This window comes from Streptomyces albofaciens JCM 4342 (genome assembly GCF_008634025.1).
Classification (GTDB): Bacteria; Actinomycetota; Actinomycetes; order Streptomycetales; family Streptomycetaceae; genus Streptomyces; species Streptomyces albofaciens.
Genome location: NZ_PDCM01000002.1, coordinates 458,081 through 481,687 on the forward strand (window position 1 = coordinate 458,081; position 23,607 = coordinate 481,687).

Here is a 23,607-nt window from a genome sequence, read left to right on the forward strand (position 1 = left end):
GCCCCGCTACGTTCGGGGTACGACGGCCACCGGGCAGTGCGCGTGGTGGAGCACGGCGTGGTTGACCGGTCCGAGTTGCAGGCCGCGCGTGTGCCGGTGGCGTTCGGCGCCGACCACCAGGAGGTCAGCGCCGGCCGAGGCGGCGAGAAGGACGTCGCGGGGGTTGCCTTCGGCCGGGCGAGGCGTCACGGGTGTCCCCGGGTGCTCGCACGCCACGGGAGCGAGGGCGGCTTCGAGGGTGTCCGAGGCGCGGCGGACGTGTTCCTCGCGGCGCTTGTTGTACGGTCCGCTCTCCTCGGCGAGGCCACTGCCCGGACACCGCCAGGCGTGTACGGCCTCGATCTCGCCGCGGCGCAGGACCGCCTCGCCGTACGCGAAAGCGACCGTGGCCTCGCTGCCGGTACCCTCGCCGACGCCCACGACGATGCGGCCGCCCCGGCCTGATGAGGACCGGGTCCGGCCATGTCCGCGTACGACGATGACCGGGCAGTGCGCCCGTCCCGCCACCGTCAGGCTCACCGTCCCCAGCAGCAGGGATGCCAGTTCGCCGCGGCCCCGGTGTCCCACGGTCAGCAGCACGGCGGTTCGGGACTCCGCGATGAGTGCCGCAGCGGGCTCCTCCGCTACCGCCCGGGCCGTCACCTGCGAACGGGCCATCCACCGTGCGGCCCGCTCGACCGAGTCGGACAGCACCCGCTCCTCCGCTTCGCCCTCCTCGGCAGCCCCTTCCCCGTAACGCTCCCAGAGCGAGGCGTACACCATGCGCAACGGCAGGCCGCGCAGCCGGGCCTCTTCTGCTGCCCAGTCCAGCGCGTGCATGCTGTCGTCGGATCCGTCCACACCCACCACGACAGGTCGTTCCACCTCAGCCACCGCCTTTCCGGAATCCGGCTGCCCGCAGCATGGGCCCGCGTGCCGGCGCCGCGCAGGGGTGGTTCGGGGCACGTCGAGGGCCGTTCGGCCCCAAGCGGGCAGCGGTGCGGGGGCGCACTCTGGCGGAGAAGGGCCCAGAGCCCTGGTGTGCCGGTGCCCGGGAACCGGGCTCCGGCCCACCGACCGGCCGCTTCCCGGACAGGAGAGTCCCGTGATGAAGGCGCCGCCCCGCATCGCCGTGATCGGCGTCGGCAACGCGTTCCGCCACGACGACGGCATCGGTCCGGCCGTCGTGCGACGGCTGCGCGAGCGGGCCGTGGACCGTCCGCTGCCGCCGTCGGTCGCCCTCGTCGACTGCGACGGTGAGACCGGACGGCTGATATCCGTATGGGAGGGTGCGGAGCTGGCCATCGTGATCGACGCCGCCCACGCCCACCCCGGCCACCCCGGCCGCGTCCACCGCTTCGACCACGAAGGTCCCTACGCCCGTCCGGCCGCCACCAGTTCGCACGGCCTGGGCCTGGGGGAAGCCGTCGAGTTGTCCGACGCGCTCGGCCGCCTGCCGGGCAGGCTGATCGTCTTCGCCGTCGAAGGCGCGGACGCGTCCCTGGGCACCGGCCTGTCACCGGACGTCGCCGCCGTCGTCGACCGTCTGGCCGGGACCGTGGAAGCGGAGATCACCCGGCACCGGGACGAACGCGCGCGGAACGCGGGCCATCGGGCCGGCGGCGCGCCCCGCTCGGCGGACGGGTGAGTGCCATGGACGGCGACCGGGAGGCACGGCGCTTCGAGGTGTACGGGACGGTGCAGGGCGTCGGCTTCCGCCCGTTCGTCCAGCGCCTCGCCTCCGGGCTGGACCTGGACGGCTGGGTACGCAACGTCGACGGCCATGTCGTCATCGACACCGCCGGGGCCCCGCACTCACTGCGCCGGTTCGCCGCCGCCCTGCGCGCACAGGCCCCGCCGCTGTCCACCGTACGCCGCATCCGCAGTTCCGCCGATGTCCCCGAACACCCCGCGGTGGGCGCCGGGTTCACCGTGCGCGCCAGTGCCGCCGCCGATGCCCGGCCGACGCCGCGCGAGATCCCGCCGGACGCGGCGACCTGCGACGCCTGCCTGGCCGAACTGTTCGACCCGGCCGACCGGCGCTACCGCTACCCCTTCATCAACTGCACCGACTGCGGCCCACGTGCCACCGTGATCACAGGGCTTCCCTACGACCGGCCCCGCACGACGATGCTCTCCTTCCCGCTGTGCCCGGCGTGCGCGGCCGAGTACCGCGACCCGTCCGACCGGCGCTTCCACGCCGAGCCGCTGGCCTGCCCCGTGTGCGGGCCCCGGTTGTCGTGGAACGCCGGCGGTCGGAGCGCGACCGGTCCGGCCGCTCTCCGGTCCGCCGAGGAACTGATCGCGCAGGGCGGCATCGTCGCCGTCAAAGGGCTGGGCGGCTACCAGCTCGTCTGCGACGCGCGGCAACCGGCGGCCGTTCTGCTGCTGCGCCGGCGCAAGCACCGGCCGCACAAGCCGTTCGCCGTGATGGTCGCCGACCTGGCCGCGGCGCACCGCATCGCCCGGCCCACCCGTACCGAAAGCCGTCTGCTCACCTCGCCCGCCCGACCCGTGGTGCTGGTCGCGGACGGACCGTCCGGCAGGGCGAGCGCCGGGGCCGTGCACCCCGGCACCGGACGCATCGGGCTCTTCCTGCCCACAACCGGTCTGCACCATCTCCTCCTGCGCGACCTCGACCGGCCGCTGGTGGTCACCAGCGGCAATGTCGCCGACGAGCCGATCGCCGTCACGGACGCCGACGCGCGCGAGCGTCTGGCGGAGGTCGCCGACGGCTTCCTGGCCCACGACCGCCCGATCGCCGCCCGCTACGACGATTCCGTGACGCAAGCCGTACGGGGGCGGGTCCTGACCATCCGGCGGGCCCGCGGGTACGCCCCCGCTCCCCTGCCGCTCCCGGTGCCGGCCCGTACGCCGGTCGTGGCGGCCGGTGCGCAGAGCAAGCACACCGTGACGGTGGCCTGCGGCGACCGCGCCGTGACAGGCCCGCACACCGGCGACCTGTCCGACGCCCGCACCATGGAAGCCTTCGAGCGCTGCTACGCGGACCTCGTGGCCCTCACCGGTGTGGCGCCGCAGGCCGTGGCACACGACCTGCACCCGGGTTACCTGTCCACCCAGTGGGCGGCTGCGCATTTCGCCCCCGAGCGGCGCGTCGCGGTCCAGCACCACCACGCGCACATCGCCGCCTGTGCGGCAGAGCACCGGCTGCGCGGCCCGTTCCTGGGGATCGCCTATGACGGCCTGGGGTTCGGTGACGACGGCACCTTGTGGGGCGGGGAAGTCCTGGTCGCCGACTACACCGGCTATCGTCGCGTCGGCCGCTTCGCCACCGCGCCGCTGCCCGGCGGCGAGGCCGCGGTGCGCCACCCGGCGCGGATGGCGCTCGGCTACCTGTACGGCCTCGAACCGCTCGGGGTGCCGCCCCCGTCGCCCGAACTCGCCCGCACGTTCACCGGGCGGATGGCCCCGCACGCGGTCGCGACGGTGCGCACCATGGTCCGGCGCCGCCTCAACTGCCCCCGCGCCTCCAGCGCCGGCCGCCTCTTCGACACCGCCGCCGCGCTGCTCGGGCTCGCCGACGACATCTCCTACGAGGGGCAGGCCGCCGTAGCCCTGGAGAACGCGGCCGGTGCCGCGCGCCGGGCCGCGCTCCCCTGGCGCCTGGTCCGCGCCGACGGGCTGTGGGTCTACGACCCGGCGCCCACCCTGACCGCCCTGCTCGGCCGGCTCCGTGACGGAACGCCCGTACCCTGGCTGGCCGCCGCCTTCCACACCACGATCGCCGAAGTCACCGCCGCGCTGGCCGAACGGGCGGTAACCGCCGGCGCCCCGCGCACCGTCTGCCTGGCCGGCGGCTGCTTCGTCAACCGCCGCCTGCTGACGGACGTGTCCCGGCTGCTGCGCGCCCGGGGGATGCGGGTGCTGGTCGGCAGCGCCGTGCCCGTCGGGGACGGCGGCATCAGCTACGGCCAGGCAGCGGTCGCCGCCGCCCGCCTGAAGAGGGGGTGACTCCGATGTGCCTGGGTATCCCGGGCCGCGTCCTGGAGACGTACGAGGACGCCGGACTGCGCATGGCCCGCGTGGACTTCGGCGGCATCCGCCGCGAAGCGTGCCTGGAATACACCCCCGAGGCCGCCGTCGGCGACCACGTCGTCGTACATGTCGGCTTCGCCATCACCACCGTCGACGAGGCCGAGGCGGCCCGCACGCTCGCCGTACTGCGGGCGATGGCGGACGCCGTGGCGGGCGAACTGGGCGAACCACTGCCTGCCGAGCAACCCACCGAGGAGGCAGGACGATGACCACCGTCTCACCCCAACAGGGCCGGCCCTCAGTTCCCTGCGGACCGACCGCCCGTCGAGGCGTCCGGGAGACGCCCACTCCGGTCGAGGCCCGTCCTACGCCGCTCACCCGGTACCACGCGCTGATCATCGGCATCGAGGGTGTGGTCACGGACACCGCGCGCATCCATGCCACGACCTGGCAACGAGCCTTCGACGCCTTCCTCCGGCAGGCCGACCGCCTCCCGCGGCACGCCACCCGGCCCTTCGACCCGGACCGGGACTTCCGGCGGTTCTTCCAGGGACGCGCCCGCACCGAAGGCGTCCAGGCGTTCCTCACCGCGCGAGGCATTCCACCGCCGGAGGACGAAGGTGCCTGGACACCGGAAAGCCGTACCGTCCGGACGCTCGTCGCCCAGGAGGACCAACTCTTCACCGCGTACATGCAGCACAACGGTGTGCCGGTCTGGCCGGACAGCCTGCGGCTGGTGGGGGCCGTGCGCCGGCACGCGGTACCCGTCGCCGCGGTGTCCGCCTCCCGCCACGCGCACACCCTGCTGGCAGCGGCGGGCGTACGGCACCGCTTCGACACCGTGGTGGACGGGCGCGACCGGGTCCGTCTGCACCGCTCCGCCGGCCCCGACCCGATCCTGCTGCAAGAGGCGGCCAGGCGGCTGCGGGCCACGCCCCTGCGCACCGCCGTGGTCGTCGCCGCGCCCGCCTGGGTGACGGCGGCCCGGCGGGGCGGCTTCGGCACCGTCGTCGGCCTGGACCGGGCGGGCCGGGCGGAGCACGCCGTCGAACTCTACGAGCGGGGCGCCGGCCACGTCGTACGCGGACTGGTCGAACTGCTGCCCGACACCTGACATGCGGCCTCAAGAAGGCCCGCACGCCCGAGCGCGGACCATCCCGTCACGGTCTTCGCCAGGACCAGCGGTCCGGGCCCATACGGCCCCTGGTGGAGCCGTCACGCGCCGCGGAACCTGCCAGCAGCCCCTTCTCCCCTCGAGGAACGGTCATGACGAGCATCGAACAGTCCGGAAGCGGTGTGTACGCGTTGTCGTCCGACGGCACGACGGTCTGCATACGACCCGCCCGCCCGGAGGACCGGGAACGGGTACTGCGGATGTTCACCGGCATGTCCCCCGAGAACCTGCGGCTGCGATTCTTCACCGTGGGAACGAAGTCCGGCGCAGCGGCTGCGGACCGCATCAGCACCCGAGGGGACACCGGCGGCCATGCCCTGCTCGCACTGGTAGGAGATGAGGTCACCGGCACCGCCGAATTCCACCGCTCCCCTGCCGACCCGGACACGGCGGACATCGGCCTGGCGGTCGCGGACGCCTGGCACGGTCACGGCATCGGGACGCTGCTGTTGGAACACCTGGCCCATGCCGCCCGCGCGGCCGGTATCCGTTCCTTCACCGCCGACGCCCTGACCGAGAACCACCTCATGCTGAAGGTGATCGCCGACCTCGGCCTGCGCACCGCGCGGCGCTTCGACGGACCGGAGGTCCACTGCACCATCGAACTCAGCGAGGACGAACCGTACCTGACCGCGGTGGACGAGCGGGGGCGCACCGCCGATGTGGCCAGTCTGGAGCCGTTGCTGCGGCCCGCTTCCGTCGTCGTGATCGGCGTCGGCCGGTCCCCGTCCTCGGTCGGCCGCGCCCTGCTCGGCAACATCCGCGCGCACGGCTTCACCGGGCAGCTCGCCGCCGTCAACCCGCACGCCGACGCCATCGACGGCACGCCCTGCCACCCGTCGGCCGAGCAACTGCCCTACGTGCCCGACCTGGCGGTCCTGGCGGTACCCGCCCCCGCCGTGCCCGATGCCGCCGAACAGTGCGGCAAACACGGCGTCAAGGCCCTGGTCGTCGTCACTTCCGGACTCGGCGACGGGCAGGCGGCGGGACTGCTGGCCGCCTGCCGGCGCCACGGAATGCGGCTGGTGGGCCCCAACTGCCTGGGCCTGGCCAACACCGAGCAGGCCGTACGGCTGGACGCGACCTTCGCCGCGGCGCCGCCCCGTGCGGGCACCGCCGGGGTCGCCGTGCAGTCCGGCGGAGTGGGCATCGCGCTGCTCGGCGCACTGTCCCGGCTCGGCATCGGCGTGTCCTCCTTCGTCTCCCTCGGCGACAAGTACGACGTCAGCGGCAACGACCTGTTGCAGTGGTGGGAGAGCGACGGAGTCACCGACCTGGCGCTGCTGCACCTGGAGTCGTTCGGCAACCCGCGCGCCTTCTCCCGTACCGCGCGCCGGGTGGCCCGTACGATGCCCGTCCTGACCGTGGACGCGGGCCGGTCGGCGGCCGGGCGACGCGCCGCCGCCTCGCACACCGCGGCCATCGCCACTCCGACCATGACCCGCCGGGCCCTGTTCCAGCAGGCCGGGATCATCGCCACCGACAGCGTCGGCGACCTCGTCGCGACCGCCGCGCTGCTGCGTGCCCAGCCGCTGCCGGCCGGCGCCCGGGTCGCCGTGGTCAGCAACGCGGGCGGTGTCGCCGTCCTGGCCGCCGACGCCTGCGCGGAAGCCGGGCTGACGCTTCCGGAGCTGCCGGGGCCGCTCATCGCCGACCTGCTCGCCGTCCTCCCGCCCGGCGCGAAGGCCGCCAATCCGGTCGACACCACCGCCGTCGTCTCCGGGAAGCAAATGGCGGGCTGCCTGGACCTGCTGACCGGACACGGCACCGTGGACGCCGTGCTCGTGGCGCTGGTCCCCACCGCCCTGTCCGCCGCGACCGGCGACGACCCGGCCCGGGCCCTCGTCCCGCCGTCCGGGACCAGGCCCCGGCCGGTCGCCGCAGTACTCCCCGGTCAGGACGTGTCCGTACGGCTGCTGCACAGCGGCGGCGCCGCCGTCCCCGCATACACCGAACCGTCCGCTGCCGCCCGGGCTCTCGCCCACGCCGTCTCCTACACCCGCTGGCGCGCCGAGCCCCCGGGCACGGTCCCGGCCCTGGAGGGCATCGACAGCGGAACTGCCGCCGCGCTCGTGTCGGGCTTCCTGGACCGCCATCCCGACGGCGGCTGGGCGGACCCCGGCCTGTGCGCGGCGCTGCTGGAGGCGTACGGCATTCCGCAGTCACCGTGGGAGTGGGCCGCCGACGCCGACGCGGCGGTGGCCGCGGCCGAACGGCTGGGCGGCGGCCGGATGGCCCTCAAGGCGCACTGGCCCGGACTGCTGCACAAGACCGATGTGGGAGCGCTGCGCCTGGACCTGGAAGGGCCACAGCACGTCCGTGACGCGTACGCGGACCTGGCAGCACGCTTCGCCGGTGTGATGACGGGGGCGGTGGTGCAGCCGATGGCCGCGCGCGGCGTCGAACTGGTCGCGGGCGTCGTCCAGGACCAGGTGTTCGGCCCCCTGGTGCTCTTCGGCCTCGGCGGCACCGCCACCGAGGTGCTGGCCGACCACGCCGCCCGTCTCGCGCCGCTCACCGACCTGGACGCGCACGCCCTGATCACCGCACCGCGCTGCGCGCCCCTGCTGTTCGGCCACCGCACCGGCCGCGCCGTGGACCTCGAAGGGCTCGAACAACTGCTGCTGCGCCTGTCCCGCATGGCGTGCGACCTCCCCCAGCTGGCCGAGGCCGACCTCAACCCCGTACTCGCCCGCCCGGACGCCGTCCTCCCCCTGGACGTCCGCATCCGCCTGCTCCCGCACACCGCGCAGAGCCCGTACCTGCGCCGCCTGCGCACACGCTGACCGACTCCGTGCCCAACGCAACAAGCCCCACCGCGTCCAGGAGGCTGTGATGACCCGAGCACCGACCCCGTTCCCCGGCCGGGTGGTCGTCGGATTCGACGGTTCCGACCACGCCGTACGGGCCCTCGACCGCGCCGCCGACGAGGCCGCGCGCCGCGGCACTTCGCTGGAGATCGTCTGCGGCTGGCCCTGGGGCAAGCATCCGCTGCCCGACTTCGGCGTCACCGACGACACCGGCAAACTGCTCTACAGCAGCGCCCGCCGGCTGATGGACGCGGCCACCGAACGCGTCCGGGCCCGCGCTGCGCAGGTTGCCGTCAGCGAGTCGCTGACCACGGAATCGGCGGCGCGCGCCCTGCTGCGCTGCGGGCGCGACGCCGCGCTCACCGTGGTCGGCACCCGCGGCCACGGCGGCTTCGCCGGGCTGCTGCTGGGCTCGGTGAGCCTGCGCGTGGCGGCCCACTGCACCACACCCCTGATGGTCGTACGCGGCGACGGCGCCGAACGACACCACCGGGTCCTCGTCGGCGTCGAATCGGAAGCGGACGACGACGCCCTCCACTTCGCCTTCCAGGAAGCCCGGCGGTGCGCTGCCGAGCTGCGCGTACTGCACGCCTGGCAGTACCCGGCGGCCCCGCACGGGTCGCACGCCGCGTCGTACCACCTGACCTGGGACGAACTGGAGCAGCTGCGCAAGGGAGCCGAAGCGGTTGCGCAGTACGCCGTCGCGCCGCTGCGCGAGATCTACCCGGACGTCGCAGTCCACACCGACACGGTCTGTCAGCAGCCCGGCAAGGCCCTCGTGGAGGCCGGCCGGAACGCCGATGTGACCGTGCTGGCCGCCCACCGACGCCCGCGCCGGGTGGGCCTGCAACTGGGGCCGGTCACCCACGCGATGCTCCACCACGCGCACTGCCCGGTCGTCCTCGTGCCGGTGGACTGAGCAGCGGGACCACCTCCGAGAGAAACTCGAAGCCGGAAGGAAGACCGAAGATGAAGCACCGGCTGATCGACCAGGTCATGAACCGCGAGGTCGTCAAGACGCTCCCCGAGGCGCCGTTCAAGGAGGTCGCCGACCTGCTGGCACGGCACGACATCAGCGGGGTGCCCGTCGTGGACCCGGACGACAAGGTACTGGGCGTCGTCTCGGAGACCGACCTGATATACCGGCAGGCCGGTCAGGAGGACGCACCGCACCGGCGGTACGTACCGGTGCCGCGCTCCAAGCGCGCCCGCACCGCGCGGGCCAAGGCACGTGCGCGAACGGCCCGTGCCCTGATGTCCTCCCCCGCCGTCACGGTCGGTCCCCGCCAGACCGTCACCGAGGCCGCCCGCACCATGGCCGCCCACCACGTCGAACGCCTCCCGGTCATTGACGAAGAGGGACGGCTCATGGGCATCGTCACCCGCAGCGACCTGCTCTCCGTCTTCCGCCGCCCCGACGAGGAGATCCGCGACGAGATCATCGAAGACGTCCTCGTCCGCACCCTGTGGCTCGCCCCGCACACCATCGGCGTGATCGTCCAGGACGGCGTCGTCACCCTCACCGGAAAGCTCCAGCGGCGCAGCGAAGTCCCCATCGCCGTACGGCTGGCCGGCCGCGTCGACGGTGTCGTCAGCGTCATCGACCGCCTCGGCTACCAGGAAGACGACTCCCACCTGCGCCCCACCGAACAGGCCCTGCACGGCATCACCGAGGAATGGCTGCGGAAGATCTGACCGACCCCGCGGCCCCGGACCTTCGAACGGAGCTGAACGCCCATGACCGGCAAGCGCGTCCTCGTCGCCTACGGAACGCAGAACGGCGGCACCGCGGGCATCGCCGAAGAGATCGCGGCAACACTGGAAAAGGACGGCCTGGCAGCGGAGCCCCGCCCGGCGGCGGACGTCACCGATGTGACCGCCTATGACGCGGTCGTCCTCGGCGGCGGGCTGTACGCCGGCCGCTGGCACCGTGACGCCCGCCGCTTCGCCCGCAGGCTCAAGTCCGCATTGCTGGAACGCCCGGTGTGGTGCTTCAGCAGCGGCCCGCTCGACGCCACCGCCACCCAGAAGGACATCCCGCCGACGCGGGCGGTGCAGCGCGACATGTCCCGCATCAAGGCACGCGGCCACACCACCTTCGGCGGCCGCCTCGACCCGGACCCTCAGGGCCGGCTCGCCCGCTCCATGGCCAAACGGGGCATGGCCCACGACTGGCGCGACTTCGACCAGATCCGCGCCTGGGCCCACACCATCGCCACGGACCTGGACAAACAAGCAGTGATATGAGGACGGACGGGTGAGGACCGGGCCGAACCCGGTCCTCACCCCTGCCCGCCCGTACCGCCGCGCATGTCCCGCGCCGGCCCGGTCAGTCGTGTGGCACGACGACCACCGGGCACCTCACGTGATGGATCGCCGCGTGCGCCACCGGACCCAGGTGCGCACCGATCGCGGACCGCCGGTTCCGGCGCCCGATCACCAGCAGTTCCGCGCCCTCGGTGAGTGCCACCAGGTTCCGGGCGGGCTTACCGGTGCGCAGCAGCTCGGTGATCTCCTGTTCGGGGTACTTCTCCCGCCACAGCCGTAGCGCTCCGGAGACGGCCCGGCGGGCGCGCGCCTCGGACTCCGCGTAGGCGGTCGGTCCGGGTGCCGCCACCGCCGGGTCGGCGGACGAAGGCGGTGGCTTCCAGGTGTGGACGACGCTCAGCGGCGCCCCGCGGCGGGCGGCGGCGTCGAAGGCGAACTCGATCACGGGATCGCATGGACGGCGGGCGTCCAGCCCCAGCGTCACCGCGCGGCAGGACGTCCGCGACGGGGCCTGTCCGTGCCCGCCGGGTCCCTCCTCGGCCTGCGCGCGGTACCCGGCCCTGACGAGGGCGACCGGCCGGACCGCGTGCGCCACGGTGGACATCGCCACCGACCCGACCAGGAAACCGGTCACCCCGCCCAGCCCCCGTGATCCGAGCACCAGCAGTTCCGCCTCCTTCCCCGCCGCGGCCAGGGCGGCCACCGGCGGTTCGGCCACCAGGTCCGCCACGATCCGCAGGTCCGGATACCGCAGGTTCAGGTCGTTCTCGGCGGACCGCAGGATGCGGCGCGCCCAGTGCCTGGGTACGGCCAGCTCCGGCAGTACCGGCTCTTTGAGACCCGCGTCCCGGTCCGGGCAGGTCAGCCCTTCCCAGGCGTGCACGAGTCGCAGCGACAGCCCGCGAAACCGTGCCTCTCGGGCCGCCCAGCCGGCGGCGGCCAGGCTCTCGCGTGAACCGTCCAGTCCGACGGCTATGTGACCGGTCACGGAAACCCACCCCCAAGACGGATGCGCTCAAGTCGGTCTCAGCGTGCCGCCAGGACGCGGTGCCCCGCCTGGGGCCGTCCGGGGCGGTACAAGGCCCGTACGGTCCCTGGCGCACGCCGCCGACGCTCAGAGCCCGGCGGCACGCGCACCAGGACGATCAGCTCACGCCTACGCCCCGCGGTCCTCGTCCCGGTCCGCTGACGGCAGTGCTGCCCGTGCCGCTTCCAGACGTGCGCCGGGAACACGGAACGGGGAGCAGGAGACGTAGTCGAGTCCCGCGGCGTGGAAGAAGCGGATGGAGTCCGGTTCTCCGCCGTGCTCGCCGCACACACCGATCTTGATGTCGGGGCGGGCGCCCCGCCCCTCGTCCACGGCCGTGCGGATCAGGCGGCCGACACCGTCCTCGTCCAGTTTCTCGAACGGTGAGGCCGGCAGGATGCCCTGGTCGAGGTAGGGGGCGAAGAAGGACGCTTCCGCGTCGTCCCGGGAGAAGCCCCAGGTCGTCTGGGTCAGGTCGTTGGTGCCGAAGGAGAAGAAGTCGGCGTACCGGGCGATCCCCGCCGCGGTCAGCGCCGCCCTCGGCAGTTCGATCATGGTGCCGACCGGGCAGTTCACCGCGCATCCCGCGGCCGTGAAGACATCGGACAGCGCCGTCTCGATCTGCCCGCGCATCACGCGCAGCTCTTCGTGGGTACCCACCAGCGGCACCATGATCTCCGCACGCGGGTCACCGCCGGCCCGTACCCGGGCGACCACGGCCTCACCGACAGCCCGCACCTGCATGGCCGTGAGCCCGGGGACCACCAGCGCCAGACGTACTCCCCTCAGGCCCAGCATGGGATTCTGCTCGCGCATCCGCTCGACGGCCTCCAGCAGCCGCACCTCGCGGGCGTCCGGAACGCGTCCGGCCGCCTTCGCCGAGGCGATGTCCACCGCCAGTTCCGTACGGTCGGGCAGGAACTCGTGCAGGGGCGGGTCCAGCAGCCGGATGGTGACCGGCAGACCGTCCATCGCCGCGAGGATCTCGGTGAAGTCCGCCCGCTGGAGCGGAAGCAGCGCATCGAGCGCGCTCTGCCGTTCACCGCCGGTCCGGGCGAGGATCATGTCCTCGACGAGGTGCCGCCGCTCCCCCAGGAACATGTGCTCGGTGCGGCACAGCCCGATGCCCCGCGCTCCGAACCTCCGGGCCCGTGCGGCGTCCTCGGGAGTGTCGGCATTGGCGCGCACTTCCAGCCGGGCCACGGCGTCCGCCTGTCGCAGCATCCGGTCCACCGCCTCGGCCGGGCCCGCGGTCCGTTCGCCGGTCTCCAGATACCGCATCACGGGTGAGTCGACCAGGGGCAGCGCACCGAGGTGCACCGTGCCGGCGGCTCCGTCGACGGAGACGACCGTGCCCTCCGTCACTTCCTGCCCGTCGCCGGTGGTGAACCGGCGCCGAACGAGGTCGACCCGGATGTGCTCGGCGCCGCACACGCAGACCTTTCCCATGCCGCGGGCGACGACCGCGGCATGGCTGGTCTTGCCGCCCCTGCTGGTGAGCACGGCCTGCGCCGCGATCATTCCGGGCAGGTCGTCCGGGGTCGTCTCCTCCCGTACCAGGACGACCTGCTCACCCGCCGCGGCCCGGCGGACCGCCTCCGCGCTGTCGAACACCACCTGGCCGACCGCGGCGCCGGGCGAGGCCGGGATGCCGCGCGTGAGCGGCCGCGACGCGGCCCGTTCGTCGAAGCGGGGGAACATCAACTGGGTCAGCTGTCCGCCGCCGACCCTGCGCAGGGCATCGGCCCAGGTGATCCGTCCTTCGTCGACGAGTTCCGCGGCGATGCGGAACGCCGCTTGCGCGGTGCGTTTGCCGATACGGGTCTGGAGCATCCACAGGCGCCCGCGCTCGATGGTGAACTCCACGTCACACAGATCGCGGTACTGCTCTTCCAGAAGTGCCATGTGTGCCAGCAGTCGCTCGTAGGAGAGCGAGTCGATGTTCCGCAGTTCCTGGAGCGGCACGGCGTTGCGGATGCCCGCGACGACGTCCTCGCCCTGGGCGTCGGGCAGGTATTCGCCGTAGACACCGGCGCGGCCGGTGGCCGGGTCCCGGGTGAAGGCCACTCCGGTACCGGAGTCGGGGCCCAGATTTCCGTAGACCATGGTCTGGATGTTCACGGCGGTGCCCAGGTCGTCGGGGATGTGCTCACGCCGACGGTAGACACGGGCGCGTTCACCGTTCCAGGAGCGGAAGACGGCGAGCACGGACTGCTCCAGCTGCTCGTCGGGGTCCTGCGGGAAGTCGGCGCCGGTCGCCCTTCGCACGATGGCCTTGAACTCCCTGACCAGTCCCACCAGTTCACGAGTTCCGAGGCCGAGGTCGTCCGTCGTGTCACGCTCCCGCTTGGCGCGGGTCAGAGCCTCTTCGAAAAGCGCCCCGTCGACGCCCATGACCGTGCTGCCGTACATCTGGATCAGCCGCCGGTAGGAGTCCCAGGCGAAGCGCTCCCGGCCGGAACGCTTGGCCAGACCGTGCACCGTCGTGTCGTTCAGCCCCACATCGAGGATCGTGTCCATCATCCCCGGCATGGAGAAGCGGGCTCCCGAGCGTACGGACAGCAGCAGCGGATCGTCCGCCTGGCCCAGACGGCGTCCGGCCCGCTCCTCCAGCCTCCGGAGGTGAGCGACGACCTGCCGGGTCAGTTCCTGCGGCAGCTCACCCGTGGCCAGGAACGCCCGGCACGCCTCCGTGGTGATGGTGAACCCCGGCGGCACGGGCAGCCCCAGGCGTGTCATCTCGGCCAGGTTGGCACCCTTGCCGCCGAGCAGGCCGGCCTCGTCACGGGAGCCTTCGGTGAAGTCGTACACATACGCGACCATGGTGAAGCACTTCCTTCCGAAAGGCTGGCGACGATGTGCCGGGGTGCGTCAACGGGAGGGGGTGAGCAGGCGGAATTCGTGTGTGCCACCGGGCGGGACCGTGACGGCGCGATCGTCGAAGACCACCTTGACGGGGCTTTCGGCGGAGTCCGGTACGGAGACCCGCAGACGGTCGGCCGTGATGCGTACGCCAAGGTCCCAGTGGCCCCGGTAGCGCAGCCGGTAGCCGAAGCTGGAGAGTTCCGGGAGGGGCGCGGGGTCGAACCTCAGCGCCTCGTCACGGGTCTCCAGGCCGGCCAGGCCGCGCTGGACGAGGTCGAGGGTGCCCGCCATGGCGCCGAGGTGGATGCCCTCGGCGGTGGTGCCGCCCTGGATGTCGGCCACGTCACCGCGCAGTGCCTCCAGGCAGTGCTGCCAGGCGTCGCCGCGCCGGGCGCGGGCCAGCACCCAGCCGTGCACCAGCCCGCTGAGGGTCGATCCGTGGCTGGTACGCCGCAGGTAGTAGTCGACCGTCGTCCGCCACGTCTCGTCGTCCATCGAGCAGCCGAGCAGCCGGAACAGCTCCGCCAGTTCGACGGGCGAGAAGAGATAGCCGAGCATCAGCACATCAGCTTGTTTGGACGCCTGGTAGCGGTTGGGGCTGTCGCCCTCGCTCTCCAGGATGCGATCCAGCCGCCGGATGTCGCCGTAGCGCTTGCGGTAGTCGTCCCAGTCCAGCTCCGCGAGGTTGCCGTAGCCCTCGAACTGGCTGACGACACCCGCGTGGAAGGGGACGCGGAGCCCCCGGGAAACCTCCTCCCAGCGGTCGAGTTCCGCGGCGTCCAGGCCGAGTTGGCCGAAGAGGTCGGCGCGCCGGGGAACGGGCAGCGTGCGGGCCAGCTCCAGGGCGCGGCGCAGCACCCAGGCCGCGGTCACGTTGGTGTACGTGTTGTCGTCCAGGCCGGGGGTGTCGGCGTCCGGGTACGCGTCGTGGTACTCGTCCGGGCCGACGACCCCCTTGATCCGGTACCGGCCCATACCCGGATCGTGAACAGCGGTGTCCGCCCAGAAGCGGGCGATCTGCATCACCATCTCCGCGCCCTTGGTGTGCAGGTACTCGGTGTCACCGCTGGCCTCGCAGTAGCGCCACACGTTGTAGGCCACGGCCGAACCGACGTGGTGCTGGAGGCGGGTGTGGTCGGGCAGCCAGCGCCCGGAGCGCGGGTTGAGGTGCAGGGTCTGGGTCTCCTCCCGCCCGTCGCTGCCGCTCTGCCACGGGTACATGGCCCCGCTGCGGCCCGCGTCCTCGGCGGCCCGGCAGGCCCGCTTGAGCCGCCGGTGGCGGTAGTTCAGCAGACCGCGGGATACCTCCGGGAAGTGCAGGTTCAGGTACGGCAGGACGAACAGCTCGTCCCAGAAGACGTGCCCGCGGTACGCCTCGCCGTGCAGCCCCCGGGCGGGTACGCCCACGTCCAGCTCGGCCGTGTGCGGGGAGAGGGTCTGCAGCAGGTGGAACAGGTGCAGCCGCAGGACGCGGCCGGCCTCGCCGGGCACGTTCAGATCGGCCCGCCGCCACAGCCGGTTCCAGGCCGCGGTGTGCGAGGCGAGGAGTCCGGCGTAATCGGGAGCCCGGGCCACATCGTCGATGGCGGCCAGCGAAGGGTCGCTGATCGCCAGGTCGCGCGAGGTGTGCAGGGCCACGACCTTCTCGACCACGCTCGCCTCCCCGTCCGTGAGGGGAATCCGCAGCCGGTGGGCGGCGCCGCAGGAGCCCAGGACGGTCCGCATCCCGTCGGCCCGGCCCGCCGTGACGCGGGTCCGTGCCGCGCACGCGATGCGGATGTCGGAGGTGGAGGTGCGGCAGCGCAGCCACAGGGTCGCCGGGTCCACGGCTCCGGTGTGCATCCGGGTCAGATGCTGTCCGGCGAGCGCACGGTAGCGTTCGACGCCCGCGTTGCGGACGTCACCGTCGAGCGCCGACTCCACCTCCAGCTCCCCCGACCAGCCGTCAGGCGTGAACTCCGTGCGCAGGACCGCCAGATGCGGGTCGGCCATGTGGACCAGCCGGTGCTGGACGACCACCAGACTCCGTTGGCCGGACGTATGGACGCGCATGCGCCGGGTGAGTGTCCCGGCCCGCATGTCGAGTATCTGCCGGTACTCCAGCGGATACCCCTCGTCGGGGGTGAACCACCGTGCGGCGGAACCGCCTTCTCCGGGAAGGCGGAAGCGCAGCGGCAACCAGTTGGGCAGGTTGACCAGGTCCTCGTTCTCCACCTGCCGCCCGGCCACTTCCGACAGCAGCCGGTTGTAGCAGCCGGCGGCATATGTACCGGGGTAATGGTGCTCTCCGGCCGCTGCCTCGGGTGCGGCTCCGCGGGCGGCGAAATACCCGTTGCCGAGCGTGCACAGGGATTCCCGCAGACGTTCCTGCGAGGGGTCGTAGCCTTCGTACTGCCAGATCCACTCACCCGTCGGCTCGGCCGGTCCGGAGGACGTCCCGAAGGACACGGGCGGCGCGGACGGTGTGGCTTGTCGACGTACGGTCATCCCGCTTCCTCTCGGTCCGGCCGTCCGAGCACGGCTCACAGCCGGGCGGCAACGTGCTCGGTCAAGTCCAGGAGCCGGTTCGCGTAGCCCCACTCGTTGTCGTACCAGCCGAATGCCTTCACCAGGTCGCCGTGCGCCTGGGTGAGCCCCGCGTCCACGACACAGGAAGCCGGGTCGCCGACGACGTCCCGGGAGACGAACGGCGCGTGGCTCACCCGCAGCACCGAGCCGAGCGGCCCGGCGGCGGCCCGCTCGAAAGCCCCGTTGATCTCCTCCGCGGTGGTCTCCTGCCCCAGCAGGACGGTCAGGTCCGTCAGCGACCCGTCTTCCACCGGCACCCGCACCGCCAGCCCGTCCAGGGCCCCTTCCAGCTCCGGCAGCACGACTCCGACGGAACGCGCGGCACCCGTGGTGGTGGGGATGATGCTCACGGCAGCCGACCGGGCCCGCCGCAGATCCTTGTGCGGGCCGTCGAGCAGAGCCTGATCGTTGGTGTATCCATGGATCGTGGTCATCATCCCCTTGCGAACGCCGAAGGCATCGTGGAGGACCTTGACCATCGGTACGACGCAGTTGGTCGTGCACGACGCGCAGGAGACCACGTGGTGCCGGTCCGGCTCGTACTCGTCTTCGTTGACGCCCATCACCACAGTCGCGTCCGCGTTCCTGCCCGGGGCCGACAGCAGCACCTTGACCGCGCCGCTCTTCAGATGCAGCGCGGCGGCGTCCCGGTCGCGGAAACGCCCCGTCGCTTCGATGATGACGTCCGCGCCCGTCTCCCGCCAGTCCAGGCCGGCCGGATCCCGCTGCGAGGACACGGCTATCCGCCGCCCGGCGACGAGCAGCGCGCCTTCCTCGGACCCGACCGGCCGACCGAGCCTGCCGTACGTCGAGTCGTACTCCAGCAGATGGGCCAGGGTCGCCGCCGGCGCGATGTCGTTGACCGCCACCACCTCCACCGGTGTCCCCCTCCCCTCCGCCCGCTCCAGAACGCAACGGAGGTAGTTCCGTCCGATCCGCCCGAACCCATTGACCGCTACCCGTACCACCATGCCGTGCCGCCTTCGTCGTGGCTTTTTCACAGACACGTACACGCGCCGCCGGCTCCCGCGGGGACCGTTCGCGGCACGCGGACCACCTTCCCGGGTGGCGGCCCGTCGGGGAGGGGGCCGAACGGCCCTCGTGCCGACGGGCCGGGCGAACAGCACGACACCCGCTGCCCGCGGCCGCCTCGCCCGCTGACAGAACGGCAGCCATTGGGGACCATGAGGACAGTCCGGTACCTCAAGGAGGAACCATGCCGGAAGACGGGGGAACCCGCAGTGCACCGCTGGCCGTCTCCCTCGCGCTGATCGGCGCGTCAGCGACCGTGATCGCCGCGCTGATCACCACCTGCGGGCATGGCTCCGGCCCCGGCGACCGCGCGACGTCCGCCCCGGACCCGCCGACGACGGGGGCGTCCTCGTCCGCCCCCGCCCCGGCAGGTTGGCAGAAGACCTTTTCCGGCTCCGTGCTGATCCCATCGAACAGACGCGGCATCGACATCGATGCCGACACGCCCCGTACCGTGCCGCTCTTCACCCAGGAAGACATCTACGCCGCCGACACGCTCCAGCCGGACGGCAGCGTGAAATTCTTCGACGGCGCCGGAATAGCCGCCCTGCCGGAAGATGTCCCGCCCGGCCCCGCCACATGCCTGCGACAGCTCGACAGCGACGGGCGCACACAGGCCTCGGTGCGGCTGAACGGTCGCTTTTGCGCACGCAGCCCGAACGGAGCCGTTCTGGCGGCGACCATCCGCGATGTCTCCCTCGTCCGAGGCGGGGCCTCGGTCGAAATGACCCTGTGGAGACAACGGTGACCCGGCCTTCGGCTCGGCGAAGCGGTCACAGCAGCCGGGGCCGACGGCCGGACCGTGCGCGTTCCCAGTTCGTCGTTCCCGTGTCCATGGGCCAGGCTTCCAGCCTCCACGGGCATACGGGCCGTCGTCCACAGATCTCTGCACCGGCCCGGCGCCCGACCGTACGTCACGGCCCCGCACCAGTTCGTCCAGGCCCCGGGCGACGTCATCCCCAGGGGACGCCGTCGCCCCCTCTGAGGACCAGCGTGGCGGCCGGCATGGTCATCCCCGACGCGGCCGCCCCCACCATCGGCATGTTTCGCTACGGCCCGGTGATGTCGGCCGGCCATGACCGGAGGACCGTCCGCCCGCGTCACCCGGATGGCTGCCGGTCCTCAGCCGAGGGCGTGGTACAGCGCGTCGCACGCCTGCTCGCAGCGACGGCAGGCTTCGGCGCAGACACGGCAGTGCTCGTGCACGCCGGCGTGCCGTTCGCACTCGTCGGCGCATGCCCGGCAAGCCGTGGCGCACGCCTTCAGCTGGGCCCGGACCAGGTCGGCGTCACGGCCGGTGTGGCGGGACAGCACCCGGCCGGTGGCCGTGCAGAGGTCCGCGCAGTCCAGGTCGGTACGGATGCACCGGGCCAGCTCGGCAACCGTGTCCTCGGACAGGCAGCAGTCCGCGCAGGCCGTACACGCCTGGGCGCAGCTCTGGCACTCCTCGATGCAGCGGACGAGTTTCTCCCGGTCCACGTCACCGAGTTCGCCCGGGAAAGCCAGCAGCATGTCCTTGGCCACCAAGGTCATCGCGTTTCCACCTTTCGTCTTCCCGGCCGCACAGCCGGTCCCGGCTCACGCTCCGTGGCCCGCACGAACGACGATCGGTCATCGGCGTTCCCTCTGCCACTCACGCCACGCAACCGGCCGTACCGCCATCAGAAATGGTCTCGCCTCTCGGCTGACCCGCGCATGCTCAGGAAAACCCCGGCAAGGGAACGATTCGCCGGGCGAGCGTCACCGATGGCCACGTGCCCGGCGCGCTGGATAACCACCCGACGGACCGCTTCGCGTACCGCTTTCACTTTTCGACCGGCCGACTCGCCACCTGGCGCACCGCCGGCTCCTCCGTCCGGGCCAGGGATTGCGCACAGACGGCCGGGGAACCCGCTCGGCCGTGAAGCGACGTCGCCGGGAGAAGGGCACACCGATCATCATGATGGCGCTTGCGCGAAGGGCACTCCGGTCGGCCGTCGGACCCGCGCAACCGCCGGCGGCGGACGCCCGGACGTACCCGGCCAGGGGCACCACACCGGTTCTGGGGCGGGCGCTGGTGCGTCTGACCAGGACGACCGACCACAAGGCGATCGGGAACATGTACCTGGTCACGGCCTTCTGCTTCTTCGTTGTGGCCGGGGTGCTCGCAATGCTCATGCGGGCCGAACTGGCGCGTCCCGGGCTGCAGATCGTGGACGCGCACACGTACAACCAGCTGTTCACCATCCACGGCACGATCATGATGCTGCTCTTCGCGACGCCGCTGTTCGCGGGCTTCGCCAACGCGGTCATGCCGTTGCAGATCGGCGCCCCCGACGTGGCCTTCCCCCGGCTCAACGCCCTGTCGTACTGGCTGTACCTCTTCGGCGGCCTGGTCGTGGTCAGCGGATTCCTCGCGCCGGGCGGCGCCGCCGCCTTCGGCTGGTTCGCCTACGCGCCCCTCAACTCCTCCCTGCGCTCCCCGGGAGCGGGCGGCGATCTGTGGACGATGGGACTGGTCATCACCGGTGTGTCCACCACGCTCGGCGCCGTCAACTTCATCACCACCATCCTGTGCCTGCGCGCCCCCGGCATGACCATGTTCCGGATGCCGATCTTCACCTGGAACGTGCTGTTCACCTCGATCCTGGTGCTCCCGGCGTTCCCGGTGCTCACCGCGGCCCTGCTGGCTCTGGAGGCCGACCGGAAATTCGGGGCCCACATCTTCGACCCGGGCAACGGCGGGGCGATCCTGTGGCAGCACCTGTTCTGGTTCTTCGGCCATCCCGAGGTCTATATCGTCGCCCTGCCGTTCTTCGGCATCATCACGGAAATCCTGCCGGTCTTCGCGCGCAAACCGGTCTTCGGATATCTGGGCCTGGTCGGCGCCACCATCGCCATCACCATGCTGTCGTCGGTGGTATGGGCCCACCACATGTTCGCCACCGGTGCGGTACTGCTGCCGTTCTTCTCCCTGATGTCCTTCCTGATCGCCGTGCCGACGGGCGTGAAGTTCTTCAACTGGATCGGCATCATGTTCAAAGGGTCGTTGTCCTTCGAGACGCCGATGCTGTGGGCGGTGGGCTTCCTGGTGACGTTCCTGCTCGGCGGTCTCAGCGGAGTGCTGATCGCCTCACCGCCCCTGGACTTCCATCTGACCGACTCCTACTTCATCGTGGCGCACCTGCACTACGTCCTGTTCGGCACCGTCGTGTTCGCGATGTTCGGCGGCTTCTATTTCTGGTGGCCCAAATTCACCGGCAGAATGCTCGGCGAACGCCTCGGGAAAGTGCACTTCTGGACGCTCTTCACCGGCTTCCAGGTCACGTTCCTCGTCCAGCACTGGCTGGGGGAGAGCGGAATGCCCCGGCGATACGCCGACTATCTGGCGGCGGACGGCTTCACCCTGCTCAACACCGTCTCCTCCATCGGTGCCTTCCTGCTCGGCGCCTCCACCCTCCCGTTCCTCTACAACGTCTGGAGGACGGCGAAGTACGCGCCGAAGGTGCGGGTGGACGACCCGTGGGGCTACGGCCGTTCCCTGGAATGGGCCACCTCCTGCCCACCGCCACGGCACAATTTCGTCGCGCTGCCGCGCATCCGCTCGGAATCCCCCGCCTTTGATCTGCACCACCCGGAAAAGGAGTGGCGCACATGAGGACCGAGGCGCTGCTGTTCGCCGGTGTGACGCTCTTCTTCGCCGTCACCGGGGGTGTCTACGGGCGCTACGGCGATGACCCGGCCGGTACCGCCGTCCTGCTGGTGGCCTGCCTGATGGCGGCGCTGGTCTCCTTCTACCTGGCCGTGCAGTACCGCAAGCGCGGGCGGCGTCCGCAGGACCGCGACGACGCCGAAGTGATCGAAACGGCCGGGCCGGTGGCGTTTTTCCCGGCCGCCAGTTCCTGGCCCATCACCGTCGCCGCCGGCTCCACCGGGGTGGGGCTCGGCGTGGTCTTCGGCCTGTGGCTGGCTCTGCTCGGCGCAGGACTTCTGGCGCTCGGGGTCTTCGGCCTGGTCTTCCAGTACGCGCGGCATCAGGAGCCGGAGGCGTCACCGCCGGACCGCTCGCACGGCTGAGATTCGCCTCCCGCCGGCCGGGGCCGCGGGACCGGGGAGCCGGTGAACCAGTGACGGAGCCTGCCGCGTGCCCGCCGCACGGCTGTCCCGTCGTCCGGCGCGTCATCCGGCTCCCGCGGAACCGCCGGCAGGCTGCCGTGGAGCGCCGCGTACCGCTGCTCCTCGTCGGCCGGCCGGTGCGTCTCCTCGTACCCGCCCGAAATCGTCTGGCGCACCTGCCCGGTCTCCGTCCCTTCGGCCAGCCGCTCGTGTTCAGCTTCCCGCAGGGCCAGGCACACCCCTTTGGCCACCCGGAACGCCACCACCGGCAGCACCACCAGCGCCACCCGCAGGACCCACGTCAGCGCGTTGAGGGAGATCCCGAAGGTGTGGGCCACCACATCGTTGCCTCCGGCCAGCAGCAGCACGCCATACCCGGTGACGGCCGCGACGCCCAACCCGGTACGCACCGGCCGGTCACGTGGCCGGTCGCACAGGTGGTGCTCCCGGCGGTCGCCGGTCACCCACGCCTCGACGAACGGATAGGCGTACAGCACGGCGAACAGGGCCAGCGGCAGCACCACCGCCGGCAGCAGCACGTTCCACATCACGGTGTGCCCCGCCAGCGTGGTCTCCCACGGCGGCACCAGCCGCAGCGCGCCCTCCAGGAAGCCGACGTACCAGTCGGGCTGGGCACCGGTCGACGCCTGGTCGGGCCGGTAAGGCCCGTACACCCACACCGGGTTGACCTGGGCCAGACCACCCAGCGCGGCCAGCAGGCCGAAGACCACGCAGAACAGGCCCCCGGACGTCGCGGCGAAGTGCGGGAAGAGCGGCTTGCCGACCACATTGCTGTTGGTGCGGCCCCGGGCCGACCACTGCGTGTGCTTGAGGCGGAGGACCAACAGCAGATGGAGGGTGACCAGGGCCAGGATCAGGCCGGGCAACAGCAGGACATGCAGCGCGTACAGCCGTGCAACGATGTCCTCGCCGGGGAATTCGGCGCCGAACGCGAACATGCTGAGGTACGTGCCCGCCACCGGGACCGACAGCATGATGCCCTGCGCGATACGCAGCCCTGTCCCCGACAGCAGGTCATCGGGCAGCGAATAGCCGGCGAACCCTTCGGCCAGCGCCAGCAGGAACAGCGTCACCCCGACCATCCAGTTCACTTCCCGCGGCTTGCGGAAGGCCCCGGTGAAGAAGACCCGCAGCAGATGCACGCCGATCGCCGCGACAAAGACGATCGCGGCCCAGTGATGCATCTGGCGGATCAGCAACCCGCCCCGTACGTCGAAGCTGATGCGGAGCGTGGAGCTGAACGCATGCGACATGCGCACGCCGGACAGCGGCTGGTACGAGCCGTCGTACGTGACCTCCCGCATTTCCGGCTTGAAGAAGAGCGTCAGGTACACACCCGTCAGCACCAGGACCAGCAGGCTGTACAGTGCCAGCTCGCCCAGCAGGAACGACCAGTGGCCCGGAAACGCCTTGCGCAGCAGCCCGCCTCCTTCGGCCACCGGCAGCCGGGCGTCCAGGGCGCCGACGGACCGCCCGGCCACGCGCCGAGCACCGCGCTCGGCGGCGCCCACCTTCAGCCGGGAGCGCCGGAAAAAGATCATCACCTGCTCCTCACGACGTCCGCACACAGCGCTGCACGCCCGGGTACCCCCACGGCCCGGTACAAAAATCCGGGACATGTCACCCGGCCCGCCGCACCCGCGCACCAGGCCGGCCCATCCCGCATGGCATGGGTGGAACACGCGCGGAAGAATCGGATACCGGAAAACGAACCACCGGCAAGAGACCCCGCCTCACGAATGACGGACGCGCGGATGCGCACAGGAGAAGGC

Annotated in this window: 18 protein-coding genes; 11 read left to right on the top strand and 7 right to left on the bottom strand. The window is 71.9% G+C overall.

Annotated elements, in window-relative coordinates; all coding sequences use genetic code 11:
- Nucleotides 1–6 precede the first annotated feature (6 nt).
- On the bottom strand, nt 7–864 hold the full coding sequence (locus CP973_RS22820; RefSeq protein ID WP_167538490.1) for a universal stress protein: 858 nt from the start codon (nt 862–864) through the stop codon (nt 7–9).
- Between the two features lie 223 nt (nt 865–1,087).
- Between CP973_RS22820 and CP973_RS22825 the strand changes: the two genes are divergently transcribed.
- From CP973_RS22825 to CP973_RS22860, 8 genes are all read left to right on the top strand, one after another.
- Nucleotides 1,088–1,627: a hydrogenase maturation protease gene (locus tag CP973_RS22825; protein ID WP_150244398.1), complete on the top strand. Its 540-nt coding sequence runs from the start codon at nt 1,088–1,090 to the stop codon at nt 1,625–1,627.
- A gap of 5 nt (nt 1,628–1,632) precedes the next feature.
- Nucleotides 1,633–3,951: a carbamoyltransferase HypF gene (gene hypF / locus CP973_RS22830; protein ID WP_150244400.1), complete on the top strand. Its 2,319-nt coding sequence runs from the start codon at nt 1,633–1,635 to the stop codon at nt 3,949–3,951.
- A gap of 5 nt (nt 3,952–3,956) precedes the next feature.
- Entirely contained in the window at nt 3,957–4,244 is a 288-nt protein-coding gene (locus CP973_RS22835) for a HypC/HybG/HupF family hydrogenase formation chaperone (RefSeq protein ID WP_150244402.1), read from the top strand.
- Nucleotides 4,241–5,089 (top strand): HAD family hydrolase, encoded by an 849-nt coding sequence (locus CP973_RS22840; protein WP_150244404.1) that lies wholly within the window; start codon nt 4,241–4,243, stop codon nt 5,087–5,089. Before CP973_RS22835 ends, CP973_RS22840 begins: the two co-directional genes overlap by 4 nt.
- Before the next feature lie 152 nt (nt 5,090–5,241).
- Nucleotides 5,242–7,935, top strand: coding sequence for a bifunctional acetate--CoA ligase family protein/GNAT family N-acetyltransferase (locus CP973_RS22845; RefSeq protein ID WP_150244406.1), 2,694 nt, complete (start codon nt 5,242–5,244; stop codon nt 7,933–7,935).
- A gap of 49 nt (nt 7,936–7,984) precedes the next feature.
- Nucleotides 7,985–8,878 carry a universal stress protein gene (locus CP973_RS22850; RefSeq protein ID WP_150244408.1) on the top strand — a complete coding sequence of 298 codons (894 nt, stop codon included), beginning with the start codon at nt 7,985–7,987 and terminating at the stop codon, nt 8,876–8,878.
- A 50-nt stretch (nt 8,879–8,928) separates the two neighbouring features.
- Entirely contained in the window at nt 8,929–9,654 is a 726-nt protein-coding gene (locus CP973_RS22855; protein ID WP_150244410.1) for a CBS domain-containing protein, read from the top strand.
- Between the two features lie 42 nt (nt 9,655–9,696).
- Nucleotides 9,697–10,206, top strand: coding sequence for a flavodoxin domain-containing protein (locus CP973_RS22860; RefSeq protein ID WP_150244412.1), 510 nt, complete (start codon nt 9,697–9,699; stop codon nt 10,204–10,206).
- 82 nt (nt 10,207–10,288) lie between these two features.
- Here the strand turns inward: CP973_RS22860 and CP973_RS22865 are convergent, their stop codons facing one another.
- From CP973_RS22865 to gap, 4 genes are all read right to left on the bottom strand, one after another.
- A complete protein-coding gene (locus tag CP973_RS22865; RefSeq protein ID WP_150244415.1) occupies nt 10,289–11,215 on the bottom strand; it encodes a universal stress protein in 927 nt (308 codons plus the stop codon).
- A gap of 168 nt (nt 11,216–11,383) precedes the next feature.
- The gene (gene ppdK / locus CP973_RS22870; protein ID WP_150244418.1) at nt 11,384–14,077 is read right to left on the bottom strand and encodes a pyruvate, phosphate dikinase; all 2,694 of its coding nucleotides are present in this window, start codon (nt 14,075–14,077) and stop codon (nt 11,384–11,386) included.
- A 48-nt stretch (nt 14,078–14,125) separates the two neighbouring features.
- Entirely contained in the window at nt 14,126–16,606 is a 2,481-nt protein-coding gene (locus tag CP973_RS22875) for a glycoside hydrolase family 65 protein (protein ID WP_150244421.1), read from the bottom strand.
- Nucleotides 16,607–16,641: 35 nt separating this feature from the next.
- Nucleotides 16,642–17,658 carry a type I glyceraldehyde-3-phosphate dehydrogenase gene (gap, locus tag CP973_RS22880; RefSeq protein ID WP_150244423.1) on the bottom strand — a complete coding sequence of 339 codons (1,017 nt, stop codon included), beginning with the start codon at nt 17,656–17,658 and terminating at the stop codon, nt 16,642–16,644.
- 245 nt (nt 17,659–17,903) lie between these two features.
- Between gap and CP973_RS22885 the strand changes: the two genes are divergently transcribed.
- Entirely contained in the window at nt 17,904–18,467 is a 564-nt protein-coding gene (locus tag CP973_RS22885) for a hypothetical protein (protein WP_150244426.1), read from the top strand.
- Nucleotides 18,468–18,841: 374 nt separating this feature from the next.
- Here the strand turns inward: CP973_RS22885 and CP973_RS22890 are convergent, their stop codons facing one another.
- Nucleotides 18,842–19,252 (bottom strand): four-helix bundle copper-binding protein, encoded by a 411-nt coding sequence (locus tag CP973_RS22890; RefSeq protein WP_150244430.1) that lies wholly within the window; start codon nt 19,250–19,252, stop codon nt 18,842–18,844.
- Between the two features lie 409 nt (nt 19,253–19,661).
- On the opposite strand from CP973_RS22890, the gene ctaD reads away from it, so the two are divergent.
- Together ctaD and ctaF are read left to right on the top strand one after the other, a co-directional pair.
- Complete coding sequence (gene ctaD / locus CP973_RS22895) at nt 19,662–21,356, top strand: aa3-type cytochrome oxidase subunit I (protein ID WP_167538611.1); 1,695 nt, start codon at nt 19,662–19,664, stop codon at nt 21,354–21,356.
- Nucleotides 21,353–21,775 carry an aa3-type cytochrome oxidase subunit IV gene (ctaF, locus tag CP973_RS22900; protein WP_150244432.1) on the top strand — a complete coding sequence of 141 codons (423 nt, stop codon included), beginning with the start codon at nt 21,353–21,355 and terminating at the stop codon, nt 21,773–21,775. Before ctaD ends, ctaF begins: the two co-directional genes overlap by 4 nt.
- On the opposite strand, the gene qcrB is transcribed toward ctaF, so the two are convergent.
- Nucleotides 21,733–23,376, bottom strand: a complete 1,644-nt coding sequence (gene qcrB / locus CP973_RS22905; protein WP_150244436.1) for a cytochrome bc1 complex cytochrome b subunit — start codon at nt 23,374–23,376, stop codon at nt 21,733–21,735. The two genes, ctaF and qcrB, sit on opposite strands and share 43 nt — an antisense overlap.
- Nucleotides 23,377–23,607: the final 231 nt, after the last annotated feature.

Excerpts from the sequence above, each read along its gene's own strand:
- CP973_RS22825 (WP_150244398.1), top strand. The coding sequence starts at position 1,088 with ATGAAGGCGCCGCCCCGCATCGCCGTGATCGGCGTCGGCAACGCGTTC.
- hypF (WP_150244400.1), top strand. The coding sequence starts at position 1,633 with ATGGACGGCGACCGGGAGGCACGGCGCTTCGAGGTGTACGGGACGGTG.
- CP973_RS22835 (WP_150244402.1), top strand. The coding sequence starts at position 3,957 with ATGTGCCTGGGTATCCCGGGCCGCGTCCTGGAGACGTACGAGGACGCC.
- CP973_RS22840 (WP_150244404.1), top strand. The coding sequence starts at position 4,241 with ATGACCACCGTCTCACCCCAACAGGGCCGGCCCTCAGTTCCCTGCGGA.
- CP973_RS22845 (WP_150244406.1), top strand. The coding sequence starts at position 5,242 with ATGACGAGCATCGAACAGTCCGGAAGCGGTGTGTACGCGTTGTCGTCC.
- CP973_RS22850 (WP_150244408.1), top strand. The coding sequence starts at position 7,985 with ATGACCCGAGCACCGACCCCGTTCCCCGGCCGGGTGGTCGTCGGATTC.
- CP973_RS22855 (WP_150244410.1), top strand. The coding sequence starts at position 8,929 with ATGAAGCACCGGCTGATCGACCAGGTCATGAACCGCGAGGTCGTCAAG.
- CP973_RS22860 (WP_150244412.1), top strand. The coding sequence starts at position 9,697 with ATGACCGGCAAGCGCGTCCTCGTCGCCTACGGAACGCAGAACGGCGGC.
- ppdK (WP_150244418.1), bottom strand. The coding sequence starts at position 14,077 with ATGGTCGCGTATGTGTACGACTTCACCGAAGGCTCCCGTGACGAGGCC.
- CP973_RS22875 (WP_150244421.1), bottom strand. The coding sequence starts at position 16,606 with ATGACCGTACGTCGACAAGCCACACCGTCCGCGCCGCCCGTGTCCTTC.
- gap (WP_150244423.1), bottom strand. The coding sequence starts at position 17,658 with ATGGTGGTACGGGTAGCGGTCAATGGGTTCGGGCGGATCGGACGGAAC.
- CP973_RS22885 (WP_150244426.1), top strand. The coding sequence starts at position 17,904 with ATGCCGGAAGACGGGGGAACCCGCAGTGCACCGCTGGCCGTCTCCCTC.
- CP973_RS22890 (WP_150244430.1), bottom strand. The coding sequence starts at position 19,252 with ATGACCTTGGTGGCCAAGGACATGCTGCTGGCTTTCCCGGGCGAACTC.
- ctaD (WP_167538611.1), top strand. The coding sequence starts at position 19,662 with ATGGCGCTTGCGCGAAGGGCACTCCGGTCGGCCGTCGGACCCGCGCAA.
- ctaF (WP_150244432.1), top strand. The coding sequence starts at position 21,353 with ATGAGGACCGAGGCGCTGCTGTTCGCCGGTGTGACGCTCTTCTTCGCC.
- qcrB (WP_150244436.1), bottom strand. The coding sequence starts at position 23,376 with ATGATCTTTTTCCGGCGCTCCCGGCTGAAGGTGGGCGCCGCCGAGCGC.